Origin of the sequence: Mycobacterium sp. (genome assembly GCF_049647605.1) — a bacterium.
Classification (GTDB): domain Bacteria; phylum Actinomycetota; class Actinomycetes; order Mycobacteriales; family Mycobacteriaceae; genus Mycobacterium.
Map to the genome: position 1 here is coordinate 18,425 of NZ_JBARXZ010000233.1, position 16,321 is coordinate 34,745.

A 16,321-nucleotide genomic window follows, 5' to 3' on the forward strand; every position below is an offset into this window, starting at 1 on the left:
CCACCACTTCAGGAGAACACCTGTCATGACAAAATCCGCCCGGCAGTTCCTGCTGCCCGATGTGGGTGAAGGCCTGACCGAAGCCGAAATCGTCACCTGGCATGTCGCTGCCGGCGACACCGTCGAGGTCAATCAGATCATCGTGGAAATCGAAACGGCCAAGTCTCTGGTCGAATTGCCCTCGCCCTACTCCGGTACCGTCGTCGAACTCTCGGCGAGGCAGGGTGAAACCGTCGCCGTGGGCACGGCAATCATCAGCATCGCAACCGTTGACCAACCCGGCGCTCAGAGCCAGAGCACCCCAGCCGAAGACCCGCAGCCCGGTGGCGACGAGCCCAAGTTGCTCGTCGGATACGGTGCCCGCGAAGAGGATTCGGTGAAGCGGCGCGGGCGGCGGCGCCCAGCGGCTCAACCTCGTCCCGACCGTCCTCGCGCCAAGCCTCCGGTGCGCAAACTCGCCGAAGTTCTCGGAGTCGATCTGGCCACAGTGCCCCCCAGTGGCGACAACGACGTGATCCGGCGCACCGACGTCCTGGCCGCCGCGGCCCGCGAATCCGCCTCACCGCCGGCCGCGCCCCACAGAGCCGACCCGCAATCAAGCCCCGCCTCGCCAATGCTCGGTGAAACCCGCATCCCCATCAAGGGCGTCCGCAAGCACACCGCTGCCGCGATGGTCGCGTCGGCGTTCACCGCACCGCACGTCACCGAGTTCGTGGCCGTGGACCTGACAGCGACGCTGGCACTGCGGGACCGCGTTCTCGCACGCCGCGAGTTCCGCGACATCAAAGCCACACCACTGACATTCGTGGCCCGTGCCTACCTGCATGCGCTTCGCCGGACCCCGATGGCCAACGCTCGCTGGGACGAGGACGCACAAGAGATCGTTTTACCGGGTCAGGTGAATCTGGGTATCGCGGCGGCCACCCCTCGGGGGCTGGTGGTGCCCAACATCAAGGGCGCAGACCGACTCTCCTTGCGAGACCTCGCCGACGCCATCGGGCAGCTTGCCCACACTGCCCGGGACGGCCGTACCGCGCCTGAGGCGATGGCCGGCGGCACCACCACCATCAGCAATGTCGGCGTGTTCGGCGTCGACACCGGCACGCCGATCCTGAATCCCGGCGAAACGGCAATTCTCGCCGTGGGCGCCATCCGGCGGATTCCTTGGGTGGTCGGCACCGGTGCCGACGAGCGCATCGAACCCCGATCGGTTCTCCAACTGGCCCTGTCTTTCGACCACCGGGTGCTCGACGGCCAGGAGGGCTCCCAGCTGCTCGCCGATACGGCCGCCATCCTGACCGATCCGACGGAGGCGTTCCTGTGAGCACCACTTTTGATGTTGTTGTCATCGGCGCAGGACCCGGAGGATACGTCGCCGCGATCCGCGCCGCGCAACTCGGCAAGACCGTAGCCATCGTCGAAGAGCGATACTGGGGTGGAGTCTGCCTCAACGTCGGCTGTATCCCCTCAAAAGCTTTGCTGCGCAACGCCGAACTGGCCGACATCTGGCGCCGGCAGGCCGACCACTTCGGCATCCGGGGACAATCGCACTTCGACTATGCGCGCGCCCACGAACGCAGCCGCGAAGTCGCCGATGGTCGCGCGGCCGGCATCCACTACCTCATGCGGAAGAACTCGATCTCCGAGCTGTCCGGGCGCGCGCACTTCACCTCGAGTCAGACGCTGCAGCTCACCGGTCCCGACGGGACCGCCACCAGCATCGGGTTCACCGACGCGATCGTGGCCACCGGATCCCGGCCACGGCTGCCCGAGGGCATCACCACATCGGCCAACATCGTCACCTACGAAGAGATGATCCTCGACGACACGCTTCCGGCTTCCCTGGCCATCATCGGCGGCGGCGCGATCGGCATGGAATTTGCCTACATCGCAGCCAGTTTCGGTGTGGAGGTGACAATCCTGGAGTACTGCGACCGCATCCTTCCCGTCGAAGACTCCGACGTGTCGAAAGAGATGACCCGCGCCTACAAGCGCCTGGGCGTAGCGGTTCACACCAGTGCGCGCATCGAGAAGGTTCACGACCACGGCACCAGCGTCGAAGTCAGCTGGACGACAGAGACAGCCTCCCACTCTGTGGAGGCGGCACGGGTGCTGGTCGCGACCGGCTTCGCTCCCAACTCCGCCGGGCTGGGGCTGGACACGGCCGACGTCGACATCGACCCTCGTGGCGCCATCACTATCGATGCCCGGATGCGCACCACCAACCCGCACGTGTACGCCATCGGCGACGTCACCATGAAGCTGCAACTCGCGCACGTCGCCGAGGCAATGGGCATCATCGCCGCCGAAACCATCGCGGGTGCAACGACGATGGAGATCGACGACTACCGAATGGCACCCCGGGCCACCTTCTGCCAACCGCAGGTCGCCAGCTTCGGGCTGACCGAAGAACAGGCACGCGAAGAGCACGGCACCATCCGCGTCGCCAAGTATCCGTTCTCGGCAAACGGCAAAGCACACGGACTCGGCGACGCGGTCGGCTTCGTCAAACTGCTCGCAGACGAACATGGCGCACTCCTGGGCGGGCATCTTGTCGGCCCGGACGTCGCCGAACTACTGCCCGAACTCACTCTCGCCCAGAAATGGGAACTCGGCTCCTTCGAACTGTCCCGCAACATCCACGTCCACCCGACCCTCGGCGAGGCACTCCAAGAAGCCATCCACGGCCTCGAAGGGCACATGATCAATCTCTGAGCAAAGCACGCAGCCAACAGAATCCCTCCGCACGCCGGCCTGCCACAGGGTGGCATCGCACTCGAGGAGTTCCTGCAACGTTGAGACGGTTGGGACAACAGCGTGCACGTCCGCTGTTGTCCCAACCGTCCGACCACAGCGCGACGGATATCGACCGCTACATTGACCGGCCTCACCGTGCGAACTCCGGCCCGCCGGCGGCACTGCGCAGAGACCACGGTCCGAAGTTCATTTCCCAAGCACCGCAACAGTTCCACGCCAATCTTGGCCTCACCGCCGCCGGCACCACGATGATGCTGAACCGCCTGGAGAAGTTGGGTTACGTCAGCCGATCGTTGGATCCCGCTGATCGCCGCCGGGTCATCGTAGTGGCTACGGATCTCGCTGCGCGCCGACTCTCAGAACTCGCCGCCCCGCTGCTGGGTCGAGGCGGCGAGATGTTGCTGAACGATCACAGCCCAGCGGAGATCGCCCTCATAGCCGAATTCCTCACTCGTACAGACGAACTCCAACACGATCATCCGAATCGGATTCGCGCATTGGATCCCTACCCGCAGGGGTAGCCCGACACCTGGACCTCGGATGGCGCGGTCAACGCCTCCAGGGGAGTTCGTCGGCGAGGCTCAGCCCCGTTGAGCATCGCGACGTAGGTCCCAGCTCCCGGATAGCAGACGGCAGTGGGCCCCGCTCAGAAGCGGGGCCCACCGGTCGTGACGAGGTGTTTACGCCGCGGCGCCGGAAGAACCACTTCCGGATTCGCCGCCGCTCTTGTCGGAGCTGGCGCTGCCCTTGCCGGAACCGGTGCTGTCCGAGCGGCTCTCGCGGCTGGTCGACCGGCCCGACTTGGTGGATGTGTCCTTCTTGCTGAGCTCGGACCGGCTGCCGCCGGCGCTGCCGGTGTCATCATCGGATGTCCGCTGCGATACCGCCTTCGATTCCCGTTTCGAGGCAGGCTTGGTCTCGATATCGGTGGATGGCGTCGTGGGTTCGGTAGCGGTGGGTTCCGTGGCGGCAGGTTCGGTCGCCACGGGTTCGGTTGCGACCGGTTCAGTCACGCTGGGCTCCGCCGGAATGGGTTCAGAAGCAACGGGTTCGAAGGAGACAGGATCGGTGAGGGTAGATTCTGCCGGAGTGGTCTCCGTTGTTGCGGCCGGCGCTCCATCACCGGTTGCCACGACATCGGTGTCCAAGGTGACCGTCTCAACGGTCAAGACGTCCGAAGGCAGGGCGGACGGTCCGGAATCGGCCACCTTCGCAGCGAAGGGCGCGAGCATCGACGTCGCCACCGGCGCCGCACCAAGCGCCTCTGCGATCGTGTTCAGAGCTCTGATCGCCATGTCAACAAGACCGTCCGGGTTCAGCAGGCCGGCGTTGTAGCCGTACCCGTTGACCAATCCATCGACGAATGCACCAGGAACGCCGAGCACCTCGTTGATTGTGCCCAGCCAGTCACCGGCTTGTATCGCGTTGTAAACGGCCTGGAGCTGGTCTGAGGCTCCCTCAACGGCGGCCTGGGGAGCGGAGAGGGCACCGAAAACCAGCCCCACGATGCCCGTCATACCTGCCTCGACGACATTTGCGAAGTTCTGTGCCATGTCAATCGGGATCTGAAGCACGTTGATCACCGGAAGGGTGCTGAAGAGCAGATATCCCACAAATGATGAATACAGGGGCGGCAGGCCGTTGGCGATGTCACCGGCCAGAAGCAGATCCCAGGCATTTCGGAGGTTCGCCGGAAGCCCGTTCGGGTTGTCCAACCGTAAGTTGTCGATGAGGTTGGTGACTGTCGCCTGCAGTGCCGTGACCGTCGTTTCGCCATAGCCGATTCCATTGAGGATCAGCTGGCGCAGGATCGGCGCGGGATTGTCCAGATAGGCCTCGACCAGCGCGGCGCCATTGGTGAATGCCTCGCTGATGATCTGTGCCCACTGCTCAATGGGATTGACCGCCGCGCTGAGCGCAACCGCCGCCGTGGACACCGACTGCGCCAGCGGCTCGGAGATGGTGGGCATCGATGGATTGATCGGGGCAAGCGCTATCGCTCCGGCACCGGCCACCGCAATGCCGATGTTCAGACGTGAGCGGACGGCAGCACTCATGCAATCTCCTGGTAATTGACGGACTGGATATCTGAAAGTTACCTGAGGAAGCAATTGATGATGCAATATCGGAGGATTCGCAAGTTGTTTTGACTCTTCGCAAATTGCGCGATACTGCAACATTGGATGTCAGGCTCAGATCATGCGCATGTCGGCAAACACATATTTAAATGCACCTAATTGAGGGGTAACAATTAACTACATTTAACTAAATGCCCAAAGGCAATCGCCCCGAAGAGTTCCGCCGCAAAGCACTCGACCTTGTCACCATTGCGCAGATCGCCGCCGAATCTGAACATCAGCGCCCAGCGCCATCACGGCCGGCGCCGCAGGTTCTCAAACTCGTTCCATTGGGAGATGGCGCCAACCTGAGCTTTCCGAGACCGCCTCGGGTCGACTTCATCGCCGCTTGTCTCACGACATGCTTCATTTCCCACGCTGCGAATGAGCCTTTGCCGCTACCCCACCCCGTCGATTCGACCGATACGACACACCTTGGGACCGGGACAATCAGCGCAACATTGCCGGATCGGCAATATTGCGTATCGCGCAATAATTTGCGACGCTGCGATCATGCCGAAGCCTTCGATCTTGATCTCGGGCGCCAGCCTGGCTGGCCCCGCTACCGCATTCTGGCTCGTCCGTGCCGGTTTCGAGGTGGCCGTTGTCGAACAATCTGAAGCATTGCGCGCAGGCGGCAACGGTGTCGACATCCGGGGTGAGGCACTCTCGATTATCGAACGGATGGGTCTCAGCATGGCCGTTCGGGCCTGCGCGCTGGACACCCAAGGCATGCGATTTGTCGATCGCCGCGATCGGCAACGCGCTCGGATCACTACAGCAGGCATCCACACCATGGTGGGTTCCGAAGACATCGAAATCACCCGCGGAGATCTGGCACGCCTGCTCAACGACACGACCCACGACGACGTCGAGTACCTCTTCGGCGATACGATCACCGCCCTTGATCAGGACCCTGACGGAGTTGACGCAACCTTCCGCAGCGGGTCACAGCGACGCTTTGATCTGGTTGTCGGGGCTGACGGGATTCACTCTGGTGTACGCCGTTTGGCGTTCGGCCCCGAAGATCGATTCCGGGTCTTCAAGCATCACTACTACGCGGTCGCCGGTGCCGATCTAGCTGTGGGCGAACACCATTGGACAACCTTCTACAACGAGCCAGGTTTGTCGGCAGCTATCTTCCGAGCCGAGCCGGGCCATGGGCTGATCAACTTCACGTTCCGGAGCCGGCACCCCCTGAGCTATGACTACCGTGACACGGACGCGCAGCGACGCCTACTCCGGGAGGCGTTCACCGGACTGGGATGGCATGTGCCGCAAATGCTCGCGGCCGCTGACGCCGCCGACGACTTCTACTTCGATGCCCTCGATCAGGTGCAGATGCCGTCCTGGTCCAACGGCCGAGTCGTCCTGGTAGGAGACGCCGCGTATTGTGCATCGCCAGCCTCCGGGGCGGGCGCGCTATTGGCACTGACCGGCGCCTACCGCCTGGCCGGCGAGATCGCAGAGGGCGGCCCGACCACCGCAGCCTTGGCCCGCTACGAAGCGGCCCAACGCCCCTTGGTCACGCAGAAACAGTCCGGCCTATTCACCAACATCTCGATACCCAAGTCGCGCCTGGGTATCCTCGCCCGCAACATGCTGCTCTCCACCCCGCTGACTTCCTACTTGTTGGGTCACCAAACGGACAAGCCACACGCACTGCGTGAGTACGCATTTGCACACGACAGCAAAGATAGCCACCATGACGGACCCTGACCACAACGGCACACCTGGACTACGTGAACGCAAGAAACGCCAAACTCGCGCCCTACTCAGTTCGGTGGCACTGCGGCTAGCCGTCGAACGAGGAATCACTCAGGTGCGCGTCGAAGACATCGCCGCCGAGGCTGGCATCTCACCACGGACGTTCAACAACTATTTCTCCAGCAAAGAGGCCGCCATTGTCAGCGTCGCGGCTTTTCGCGCCGATCAATTTTGCACAGCTCTACGCGCCCGACCAGCTCGCGAACCACTCCACGCTGCACTCACGGCCGCCGCGCTCGACCTGTTCGCCGATGAACCCGACCGCGACTGGATCGCTCGGGTACAGCTGATCCGTAGCGAGCCGTCCCTAGTCGCCGAAGAGCGAAAATCCGACGCACAGATCGTGCACCTCATCGCGACCGAAATCGCCGCCCGCACGAACGGCGACGCATCAGTCGAACTCCAACCACACCTGGCAGCGGCACTAGTCGTTGCTGCCATTCACGTCGCAATCCGATACTGGCTCGACAACCTCGCTGCCGGAACGCTGCGTGACGCACTCACCGCAACGATGCGACTGTTTCACATACCGGGAACACCACCAACCAAACCGCGGTAGACCATGGGAGCGCACCGGTATGTACTGCTGCATTGCCCGCCCAGCTGCAGTGGGCCGCCGAAGAGGCTCCACGCCTTCCGCACGACTGACGCTGATCTCCGTCAAACTCGAGACGTGCTCGGCATCAGGGGAAGCCGAGAGATATCGAGTACGAGTCGACCACGTAGGCCGCCTGCATCCAGGAGTCGGTGGGCCTCGACGGCCTCGTGAGCCGGCAGCACGTTGGCCACGCGCAGGGTCAACCTGCCGTCCTCGACTTGTCGAGAACGCACACCCATCATGCGGTCGGCACCGTCACCGGGCGCACGCGGATGTCCCGTTTCACCGCTTCGGACCACTCGCGCAGGGTGGCGAGCATCCCAGGCACCGCGTCGATCGGAATCGCTCGCGTCAGCGGGTCCAAGCAGGATGCAGGGATCTTTTAGCTGGGTCAGGACCAGCGTCCCTCGTTTATGCCCCTGCTCGGCTCGTTCGTGCCCGAACCCGGACGAGCATCTCTCCCGGATTCAGGTCGGGAACGGGAACGTCTTTGTAGCGACGCATGTTCGGGCCACCAAAGTGGTGAAACCGCACTACTTTCATCGTCTCGGCCACTGGTCATCCGCCTATCTCGGGGCGATCACCCGGACCCGCTGGCGTTCACCCCGTCAGGGCGCCGTCAGCCCGAGTTCGCGGAGCCGCTCCTCGTGCTCGGCGAACCAGGCAGCCTCCTCCCCCGGCGCGGGCATGATCAGGCTTGCCTCCATCGACGCACGGGGGTCGACCTCCTGGATCGACATCAGCAGTTCTCCGCCGGACCGTCCGGTCTGCGCGGTCCACATCTCGGCAAGGTCACGCAGCATCGCCTGCCGCACGGCGAGCTCGCGGCCCGCGCGGATGTTGCCGACGATGATCGTGGTGCGCGACGGCTCGCCCGCGGTGAAGAGACGGCCGGCGGGAGCGTCTTGGAACAGGACGTTGACGAAGACCGCCGGTGCCCCAGTGTGCGTCGTATGAATCCTCGTGATCTCGCCAGCAATCCGGCGACGAAGGTCGTCCGTGAGCAGGTCCTGGGGGGCGACCACCTGATAGAGCGGCATGTTGTTCTCGTTTCGGTGGGTCGTGGTTTTGCCATTGAGTTCTAATACCGAACTCAACGTACTGAGTTCGATAAACGAACGCAAGTGCTAGCATGGCCACTGTGCCACGGGACGACTTGAAGGATCAGCAGTGCTCGATCGCACGTCCGGTCGCCCTGCTCGGGGACCGATGGACGCTCATCTTGTTGCGCCAAGCCTTCATGGGCGTCCGGCGATTCGACCAATTCCAAACCACGATGGGCCTGTCACGCGCCGTACTCGCCCAGCGACTGGCGCAACTGGTGGATGCCGGCATCTTCGAACGTGTGGCGTACAAGGACCAGCACCGCACCCGCCACGAGTATCGGTTGACCGACAAGGGCATGGACCTCTACCCCATTCTGATGGCGCTACGTACCTGGGGCGACAAATACCTGGCGCCCGACGGCCCGTTCCTGCTATACCGGCACCGCGACTGTGGTGGACATGCCGAAGTGCTCCACGCGTGCGATCGGTGTGGCTCCGAATTGACCGCGCGTGACGTCGTCGTCGAGGCGGGGCCAGGGCTCACCGCCTCCAGCTGAGACGCGGGTCAACTCCCAGATCGTCGTCCGAAGTAGCCACCACCACAGTCGAATCCAGCGACTGGCATGCCCTTGCGCGCACGATGTCACCGACACCCACCAGCACGCAGCGACATCAAACATGCAATGCGCCATCGGCGCCGATCCGCGGCGATCGCGCAATCCGCCGGCAATGACGAGCCCGTCCAGGTGTGATTGGACACCGTTCGTAGAAGTCCTTCGAGGTAAACACTGGTGACCTGTAAGACGGGGGCCGTCATGTCCGATCTCCCCGGGGCGGTCCAAAGGCTTACCGGAACGATCTCCGCGGAAAGCGGCTCCAAGTATCGGGCATTTGTGCCAAGTTCGTGAGATACGCAGGCGGTTCAATGCTCGCGCCGTACGGCGGTCGTGTGACGGTGCGAGGCAGGAAATGAGACTCTGCGGCCTGGGATATGCGGCCATCCAGAGTCTTCAGACCGCTCTCGTTCTCTAGAAACGAGTCTGCAGCTATTGGCGGTGCTTGCATGACTGCGGTGCTCTATCCCGTATCAGGCCGGGCGGCACAAAGGGCCGGGGCGCTACGGGCTGCCGTAAAAGCGAGCAGAACTTGTTTTTAGGGATCACTGCGTGACACTGTTAAAGCATGGCTGTCTTGCGATTGCGGTGTGGGTTGTGACTTCCGGCCAACCACAGCGGCGCCCGGGTGGTCGATCGGCAAGGGTCGTGCAAGCGGTCACCGACGCCACCCTCGATGTGATGGCAGACAAGGGTTTCGCCGACTTCACGATCAGTGACGTGGCGGCCCGAGCCGGGGTGAACGAGGCATCGATCTATCGACGTTGGGGTGGTCGCGACAACCTGATCGTCGAAACGCTGCTGGCGCACAGCCGGCGAACCATTCCGGTGCCCGACACTGGGTCGATCAGAACCGATCTGACCGATCTGACGTGTGCGGTTGCCGACTACCTCACCACCCCCGCCGGCAAGGCGTGGAGCCACGTGCTGGCTTCTAGCGGGGACGAAACGCGCTGGGCCCAAATCCGATTCGACTTTTGGAACACACGACTGAACACCATGCGCATCACCGTCGACCGAGCCGTCGAACGTCAAGAGATTCCTGCTGACACCGACCCTCGCTTAGTGCTGGAAGCCCTGATCGCACCACTGCAGTTCCGCACATTGGTCACCCGCGAAACCTTCGACCATCGATTTTGCCGCCAACTCGTCCAACTCGTCCTTGACGGCATCTCCCACCCGAAACATAAGAGGCACTGAGACAGATGAGCACTGCACCGATCATCACCGCCGTCATCAACGGCACGACCGTCGCACGGAGTGACGTCGAAGAATGGGAACACCGCAGGGCTACCGCGGTTCTCAACAAGCTCGCTCGCCGACTGGGTCCACGCGCCATAGCAGAATTGATGCCCGACGCGGCTACTCGATCCGTTCTAGAAACCGACCTGCCCGCCCAGCGAGCAGCCCTGGTCACCCTGAAGACCGGCCTGGGCCACGCTGGAATCTACGCCATGCTCCACCGTGAATTGGCTTTCGCCGAGCGAACTGCACGGCTGGCTGCAATCGCCAGCCGTGGACGCACCACCTACAGCGTCACCCGGCTACGAGCCACCGGCTGCTCGGCCCTTGAATTCGCCACCTGGTTCAACAACCTCACCGCCGACAATGCCGAGGTCGACATGATCACGGCATGCCCCGACCATTACCTGCTGCGCAGGCTCCCCGACGGACGTCAGGAAGTCATCGAAACCACCGGCGGATCACCCACCGCGACACGCTTTCTCGTCGATTACACCTGTGCTGAACAGGTGTCGGTACCCATAGACTCGAATTACCCTGTTCAGATCGCGGGACAAGCAGTCCTTGACGACGGCTTCGCCGTTGGGGCGGTGCGCCACCAGTTTCGCGACCAAGACGGCAGCATGGAAGCCCTCCTCACCGTCGAATTTCCCGCCGTCCTCCCCAACGTCCTCATCGCAGCCCACCGCTGGCATCTGGCTGCCGAGTTCAGCAACTGGATAATCGCCGCGCACGCACAGCAAACAGATGCGCCGACCGACCACTGACGTCGTAACGTCGTACGTCTTAAGCAATCGCCGAGACAGGATCTGATCTGTCTCGTTTTTTAGAAGCGAGACAAGGTTTCGATGAGGGCTGTTGCGCTCCAAAAAATTGTGGTTGCTGCATCCGATGCGTGCGCCAATACTGTAACGGTGGGGGGTACTGGGAAGTGGCCGTCGCTGACCGATGAGTTTGCGTTGGCGGAGCTGTTGTTCGGCTCTTCAGGGACAGGCAAAGTCGATCGGTGGATTGACGAGCAGGGCGGCTTGGTGGGTAACGGCGAGTTCGCCCGAGCCTTCTCCGATCATCTTGGGCTGCAAGGCATCCCGTCGCTGGACTACGCCCACCGGCACGTTCGCACCGCACGCGGTGACCTGCTGGGCGGAATCAGGTTCTACGCACGCGACACCGCACGCCCCTTCGTCGACGTCCTCGCCCACAGCTTCGACGACATCGACGCCCTCACCAGCTGCGTCACAGCCGAATGGTCAAACTTCAACGTGCGCTTTCTGCGGATGCGAACCACGCCCCACCTGCTGGCCGATCGACCCGACGTCATTCTCGATGGGAGCATCCACCTCGCCCGATGCCACGACATGGCCCCTACGGACGGCCACGTCATTCTCAAACGATTCGACACCGCAGAACACGCTCTTCGCCTAGTCGCCGACCGCTACGCCCACCTAGCCGCAAAAGATCCCGGGCTAGCGAACAATCTCTACCCGGCTCAACCCGACGACCTTCGGGATTGGTATGCACATCAACAGATGTGGGCCATCCGCAGCGGTGAAAACACGGTGGGTGTGTTCGCGGTGGTACCCGGTGCGATTGGCTGGATCACCGGCCAGGAGATCAACGAGGAGGTCATCAGCGTAGTACACGCCGGCAAGCACTTTGCCGCGTCGACCCAGTGCGAATGGGCGCATCGTTGGGCTGCTGACAGAGAAGATCTACTGATCGGAACCATCGACCGTCACAACCACGCCTCCCGAGCCACCGCTCTTCGCGCCGGCCGACCCCGCGTACTCGACGACATCTTCATCGCCGCCACGCAGACCGATGAGCGAGCCAGCTGAGACAAGAGCTGATCGACCTCGAATCTCTAGAAACGAGACACGCAAGTGGGGTCAGTTACTCAACGAGCTCAGCGCTTCGGCCGCGCTGACCACCGAATGCATCCGTAGGGCCGAGTCACCCCCGTAGAGCGCTGAGCGTTCAATCCAGTGACCGGGTACATCCGTGGTTGGCGCTGCTGGGGTAAAGACGGGAAGCCAGGGTCGCTGGAGCCGCAGGACTGCCCTGTCGTTTGCATCCTCTGTACCGAGGCGGGCGAGAACCGAACTCTTGGCGTTGAGGATCGACGGCAGCCGTCGCGCGGTCCCATCGGGATGACACCACCGTCGCGTGGCTTCGTTCGGGGCGACCCGGTGACGCGCGGGCCAACTGAGACCAAACAGGGTGGTCGCAATGGTCTTCTCGCAGTGGAGAAGTCGCTGCTGATACGCAGCATGGGCCCCGGACTCATACGTGAGCAAGAACCGGGTACCGGCAACGACCCCTGCCGCTCCAGCGTTCATGGCGGCCCGCGTGTCGGCGCCGTCTGCTATTCCACCAGCCAGGAGCACCGGACGGTGATCAGCCACGGCAACTGCGGTCGGTAAGAATGACCGAGCCGGCGTTCGACCTGCGAGATGTCCACCAGCCTCGCTACCTTGGGCGAACAGACCGTCTGCGCCCCACCCGTCGAGCGCCCTGCGTGCCTGCGACTCGGTCCCGACCAATACGAAGACCGCGATACCCGCGGCACGCAGATGCTCGACTAGGGCGGCATCCCCGCCAAACGCGATCACCGCCACGTCGATCCGGTGTTTGATGCACACCTCGACGTGAGCTGAATTAGCAAAGGGCATAAGCAGATTGACCGCGACGGACCGGCCAGGAGCTTCTTGACGCACCCAATCGATCGCGGCCGCCAACTTGGCGGGCGCGCACATACCGATGGTGCCCAGCCCGCCAGCGCGGGCAACGGCAGCCGCAAGAGCAGGCGGAGCCATGTTGCCCATTCCCGCCTGTGCTACCGGGCTGTCAACCTTCCACCGATCCAGCAAATCCACCCGACCACCATAGGACGCTGTGGCCATCCCACGGGGAAACTTCGGCTCCCCGCTGGTTGGCCGAGACAGGAACTGATCGACCTCGAATCTCTACAAACGAGATGACGGACCATCACTGGCGGTCAGTCTCCGGACCCAGGGGTGCTGTGGGTTTTCGTGGCGCACTGTGTGAGTGAGCCACGTGCGGCTGTCGTCGTCGAGAGTTCGGAGGCAGCGCTCGAGGTCGAGAGTGTCCTTCGGCCGGGCGTGCTTCGCTTTGAGGAGAAGTTGGATCTCGGGCCGTAGGTACGTGATGCCGTCGCGCGACCACAGACAATCGCTGAGGGGCCGCGTGATGTCGGAAGAACGCTTGTAGACCCAGGTCTGCTCACGAACGTTGTCGAGGAGGACGTCGTACTCCCAGGGATCGGCGCCGCTGGCCCGCAACCATAGGTTGTTGCAGCCGTCTGGAACACTCGTCCCGTCGATAGAGAGCGGTGTCAAGGTTCCCGCCGCCGCCCACACATCCAGGCTGGCGCCCACGAACTTGATGAACTCTCTGCTTCCGCGCGTGGGATTCCGATGTCGAGATCTCCATGCGCACGCTCGGTCCCCGTGAACGCATCGATCGCCCAACCGCCGGCGACCCACCACCGGCACGAGTAACCGCTGAGAAAGCTGGCCGCATCGCGAGGTGTTCGGAGCTTCCAGGGGCCGTACAGCCGCACCACCTCGACATGATCAAGCACGCCGACAAGTATGCGCCCCGAGGACACTGGTCTCAGGCCGCGCGAAGGCGGGAGCACGGGAGACAGGTCCGATCAAACCTCGAATCTTTAGAAACGAGACAGAGCGGACCTAGCCCGTCGGCGGCAGGTCCGTGTCTCGGCTTCGTCCGATGTCAAACTTCAGGAGTGAGTGCGGATGAGCCTTGGGTTCAGGTTGTGCCGCATGTCCGTCCGAACCAGTAATCGCCGTGCCACAAGACTCTGACGGCGGAATCGGCAAACGTTTGACCACGAATTTCGGAGTCGTTGTCTCCGTGGTGAAGTCGGTGACTGTCAATTTGGGAGTCACCGCCTGTCCATGGTTGCGGGGTGACGGGCGAGGGAGACGGTGGCGGCGAAACCGGGTGCACTGGCCACCACGGTGCTCTCCAAGCCGTCCTCGGCGAGGTGGTGGTCGAACGCATCGTGCCAGATCGGGCGGTGCAGTGTCGCGATGAAAGGGTGTACTTTTCGGCTCGTGAACTGTGGGTTTGAGTTTCATCAGCTCATCAGCGGCCGGTGGTCCCGTCGATCTGCTCACGCAAGATGTCGGCGTGACCGGCGTGCCGTGCGGTCTCTTCGATCATGCGGATCGACACCCACCGCATGGATGCCGCGGTCGGTCGACGGGCTGGGCAAGGCGCCGGAGCGCTGAGGTCAAGGTAGTCGGCGATGACCCGGTTGGCCCGTGTCACGGCGTCGCGGTAGTCGGCGAGCACACTGGCGACGGCGTCGCCGCGGGCGGGTCGCTTTGTCGACTTCCAGTCCCCTAGCGGCCGCTGGTGCAAGGCAAGATGGTGGCGAACGCCGAGGTGAGAGATATTCAGCCTTTATTGTAAGGAGCTAATTCGCTTCTTGACCAAACGTAGGTGATTATCTGGCGATCGTTCTGAGACAGAGCATCTCAGCTATTTCATTAAATAGAGAGAACATATTTTGAATGCTCGACAAGGTTGTTGCGCATTCAATTAACCCCATTTAAGGGATGCTTTGCCGGGCGTAGTTAGCAAGTTTAATGAGCAGCATAGTTTCATATTGTCGCTGTTTGCGGGCGGCCAGGCTGTTTCAGCTAACCCAAAAATACTCCCCGAAGCTCTACTTGCGCTGGGTAGCCTTCCGGTGTCACGACCTCGTCAATTAAGGAGAGATGGCATGCAGGTTGCCGTTCGATCACGTTTCAACATGGGTATTGCGCTGGTGGGGACCGGTGTAATTGCGCTTGCCCCGATCGCGCAACCGATGCCCTCCATCGCCGAAATCCAAGTGCGAGCAATGTCGTCGGCGGAGGTTGCGCTGACCGCGGCGGTGAACCCCATCGATCAGTGGGTGCAGATCATCCAGGAGACATTCACCAACAGCGGCGCGCTCGTCCAAACCTATCTGGACAACCCCGCGCCGATCCTGCACCAGATGATCCTCAACGGGATCGGCTATGGCGAGCAGACGGTCACCGCGCTGCAAACCTCGTTATCGAATCTCGCCGAAGCCGTGCGATTCGACAACCCCAACGGGGTAATAGCATATCTTCAACAAGGCGTCAGCCAGATTCTGGCCGGCCAGATCTACGAGGCTTACAATACGTTCTTCAGTGTCGGGTTCGGACTCATTGCAAGCGGGGTTCTCCCGCTGGTCAACCTGCTTCAAATTCCGGTCACCGTGGTACAGAACTTTGCGAACGTCGTCGCCACTCTCCCGCCCATTCTGGTCGGACTGGGTTTCGGAACCCTCGCCACCGTCAACGGCACCCTGCAGGCGACCACATTCCAGGCGCAGGCCGTCCTCGACGCCCTAAACGCCGGGGATGTGCCGGGCGCGGTCGGTGCGCTAGTCGCCACTCCCGGCGTGATCGTTAACGCGGCGCTCAACGGATTTGCGCACACCGGCGCCCCTGGTCTCCTCAGCCCGGGGGGCGGAATAGTCGGTTCGCTGATCCAGGCCCTCAACACAATCGCTACTGCGATCGCACCGCCGGCCGCCACGGACTTTGCAGCGCAGGTGGCCGATACCGGACCGTCCGCCCTACCGTCGGCCGCCTCGTCGGTTGCGACTATCACGGTGGGCGCCGAGAAGGCGGGGACCCCCGAAACCACAAAGACCGCAGCGTCGGAGACCACCCCGGCAGAACCAACCGCTACCGAACCAGCCGCAACAGAACCAGCCGCGACCGAACCAGCCGCAACGGAGCCAGCCGCCACAGAACCAGCCGCGACCGAACCAGCCGCAACGGAGCCAGCCGCGTCCGAGCCAGCCCCTACGGCGTCCGAGACGCCTTCCACCGCAACCGAGCTGAAGCGCGAATCGAAGTCGAAGACGAAGCCGGAATCGAGCTCGACTTCGCCCCGCACCGCTAGGCCAAATGGTCGCACCGACGCGACCAACGGCAACAAGGCCGAGGCCGGCAAGACTGGTCGGCAAACGAAGCCGAGCGGATCGACCGGAAGCGAGACTGGCTCTGACAGCGCCGGCACTGGGACCAAGAGCGGCGCATCCAGAAGTGACACTTCCGGCGCCGCCGCGTAGCCACTCCCCTTCAAGATCAGTGGGCCCCGCTCTTGAGC

The 16,321-nt window shown here is 62.8% G+C and carries 16 protein-coding genes; 10 read left to right on the forward strand and 6 right to left on the reverse strand.

What is annotated here, in order from left to right; translation table 11 throughout:
* The first annotated feature begins 25 nt into the window (after positions 1–25).
* From WBB07_RS29075 to WBB07_RS29085, 3 genes are all read left to right on the forward strand, one after another.
* Complete coding sequence (locus WBB07_RS29075; protein WP_526313170.1) at positions 26–1,324, forward strand: 2-oxo acid dehydrogenase subunit E2; 1,299 nt, start codon at positions 26–28, stop codon at positions 1,322–1,324.
* Positions 1,321–2,715 carry a dihydrolipoyl dehydrogenase gene (lpdA, locus tag WBB07_RS29080; RefSeq protein ID WP_526313172.1) on the forward strand — a complete coding sequence of 465 codons (1,395 nt, stop codon included), beginning with the start codon at positions 1,321–1,323 and terminating at the stop codon, positions 2,713–2,715. Before WBB07_RS29075 ends, lpdA begins: the two co-directional genes overlap by 4 nt.
* Before the next feature lie 116 nt (positions 2,716–2,831).
* Positions 2,832–3,278, forward strand: coding sequence for a MarR family winged helix-turn-helix transcriptional regulator (locus WBB07_RS29085; protein ID WP_526313174.1), 447 nt, complete (start codon positions 2,832–2,834; stop codon positions 3,276–3,278).
* 159 nt (positions 3,279–3,437) lie between these two features.
* On the opposite strand, the gene WBB07_RS29090 is transcribed toward WBB07_RS29085, so the two are convergent.
* A complete protein-coding gene (locus tag WBB07_RS29090) occupies positions 3,438–4,937 on the reverse strand; it encodes a hypothetical protein (protein WP_526313176.1) in 1,500 nt (499 codons plus the stop codon).
* 450 nt (positions 4,938–5,387) lie between these two features.
* On the opposite strand from WBB07_RS29090, the gene WBB07_RS29095 reads away from it, so the two are divergent.
* Together WBB07_RS29095 and WBB07_RS29100 are read left to right on the forward strand one after the other, a co-directional pair.
* Positions 5,388–6,593, forward strand: coding sequence for an FAD-dependent oxidoreductase (locus tag WBB07_RS29095; protein WP_526313178.1), 1,206 nt, complete (start codon positions 5,388–5,390; stop codon positions 6,591–6,593).
* Complete coding sequence (locus WBB07_RS29100; RefSeq protein ID WP_526313180.1) at positions 6,580–7,200, forward strand: TetR/AcrR family transcriptional regulator; 621 nt, start codon at positions 6,580–6,582, stop codon at positions 7,198–7,200. Before WBB07_RS29095 ends, WBB07_RS29100 begins: the two co-directional genes overlap by 14 nt.
* 647 nt (positions 7,201–7,847) lie before the next feature.
* Here WBB07_RS29100 and WBB07_RS29105 read toward each other — a convergent pair.
* Positions 7,848–8,363 carry a tautomerase family protein gene (locus WBB07_RS29105; protein WP_526313182.1) on the reverse strand — a complete coding sequence of 172 codons (516 nt, stop codon included), beginning with the start codon at positions 8,361–8,363 and terminating at the stop codon, positions 7,848–7,850.
* Positions 8,364–8,371: 8 nt separating this feature from the next.
* Here WBB07_RS29105 and WBB07_RS29110 point away from each other — a divergent pair, with 8 nt between their 5' ends.
* From WBB07_RS29110 to WBB07_RS29125, 4 genes are all read left to right on the forward strand, one after another.
* Positions 8,372–8,842, forward strand: coding sequence for a winged helix-turn-helix transcriptional regulator (locus tag WBB07_RS29110; RefSeq protein WP_526313184.1), 471 nt, complete (start codon positions 8,372–8,374; stop codon positions 8,840–8,842).
* A gap of 705 nt (positions 8,843–9,547) precedes the next feature.
* A complete protein-coding gene (locus WBB07_RS29115; RefSeq protein WP_526313186.1) occupies positions 9,548–10,099 on the forward strand; it encodes a TetR/AcrR family transcriptional regulator in 552 nt (183 codons plus the stop codon).
* 149 nt (positions 10,100–10,248) lie between these two features.
* Positions 10,249–10,908, forward strand: a complete 660-nt coding sequence (locus WBB07_RS29120; RefSeq protein ID WP_526313188.1) for a hypothetical protein — start codon at positions 10,249–10,251, stop codon at positions 10,906–10,908.
* A 147-nt stretch (positions 10,909–11,055) separates the two neighbouring features.
* The gene (locus tag WBB07_RS29125) at positions 11,056–11,979 is read left to right on the forward strand and encodes a hypothetical protein (RefSeq protein WP_526313190.1); all 924 of its coding nucleotides are present in this window, start codon (positions 11,056–11,058) and stop codon (positions 11,977–11,979) included.
* A gap of 51 nt (positions 11,980–12,030) precedes the next feature.
* Here the strand turns inward: WBB07_RS29125 and WBB07_RS29130 are convergent, their stop codons facing one another.
* From WBB07_RS29130 to WBB07_RS29145, 4 genes are all read right to left on the reverse strand, one after another.
* Complete coding sequence (locus WBB07_RS29130) at positions 12,031–13,017, reverse strand: nitronate monooxygenase (RefSeq protein ID WP_526313192.1); 987 nt, start codon at positions 13,015–13,017, stop codon at positions 12,031–12,033.
* Between the two features lie 90 nt (positions 13,018–13,107).
* Positions 13,108–13,539, reverse strand: coding sequence for a hypothetical protein (locus WBB07_RS29135; RefSeq protein WP_526313193.1), 432 nt, complete (start codon positions 13,537–13,539; stop codon positions 13,108–13,110).
* Positions 13,497–13,802, reverse strand: coding sequence for a nucleotidyltransferase domain-containing protein (locus WBB07_RS29140; RefSeq protein WP_526313195.1), 306 nt, complete (start codon positions 13,800–13,802; stop codon positions 13,497–13,499). Before WBB07_RS29140 ends, WBB07_RS29135 begins: the two co-directional genes overlap by 43 nt.
* A 470-nt stretch (positions 13,803–14,272) precedes the next feature.
* Positions 14,273–14,551 (reverse strand): mycothiol transferase, encoded by a 279-nt coding sequence (locus WBB07_RS29145; RefSeq protein ID WP_526313197.1) that lies wholly within the window; start codon positions 14,549–14,551, stop codon positions 14,273–14,275.
* A gap of 364 nt (positions 14,552–14,915) precedes the next feature.
* Between WBB07_RS29145 and WBB07_RS29150 the strand changes: the two genes are divergently transcribed.
* Positions 14,916–16,283: a hypothetical protein gene (locus WBB07_RS29150; RefSeq protein WP_526313199.1), complete on the forward strand. Its 1,368-nt coding sequence runs from the start codon at positions 14,916–14,918 to the stop codon at positions 16,281–16,283.
* Positions 16,284–16,321: the final 38 nt, after the last annotated feature.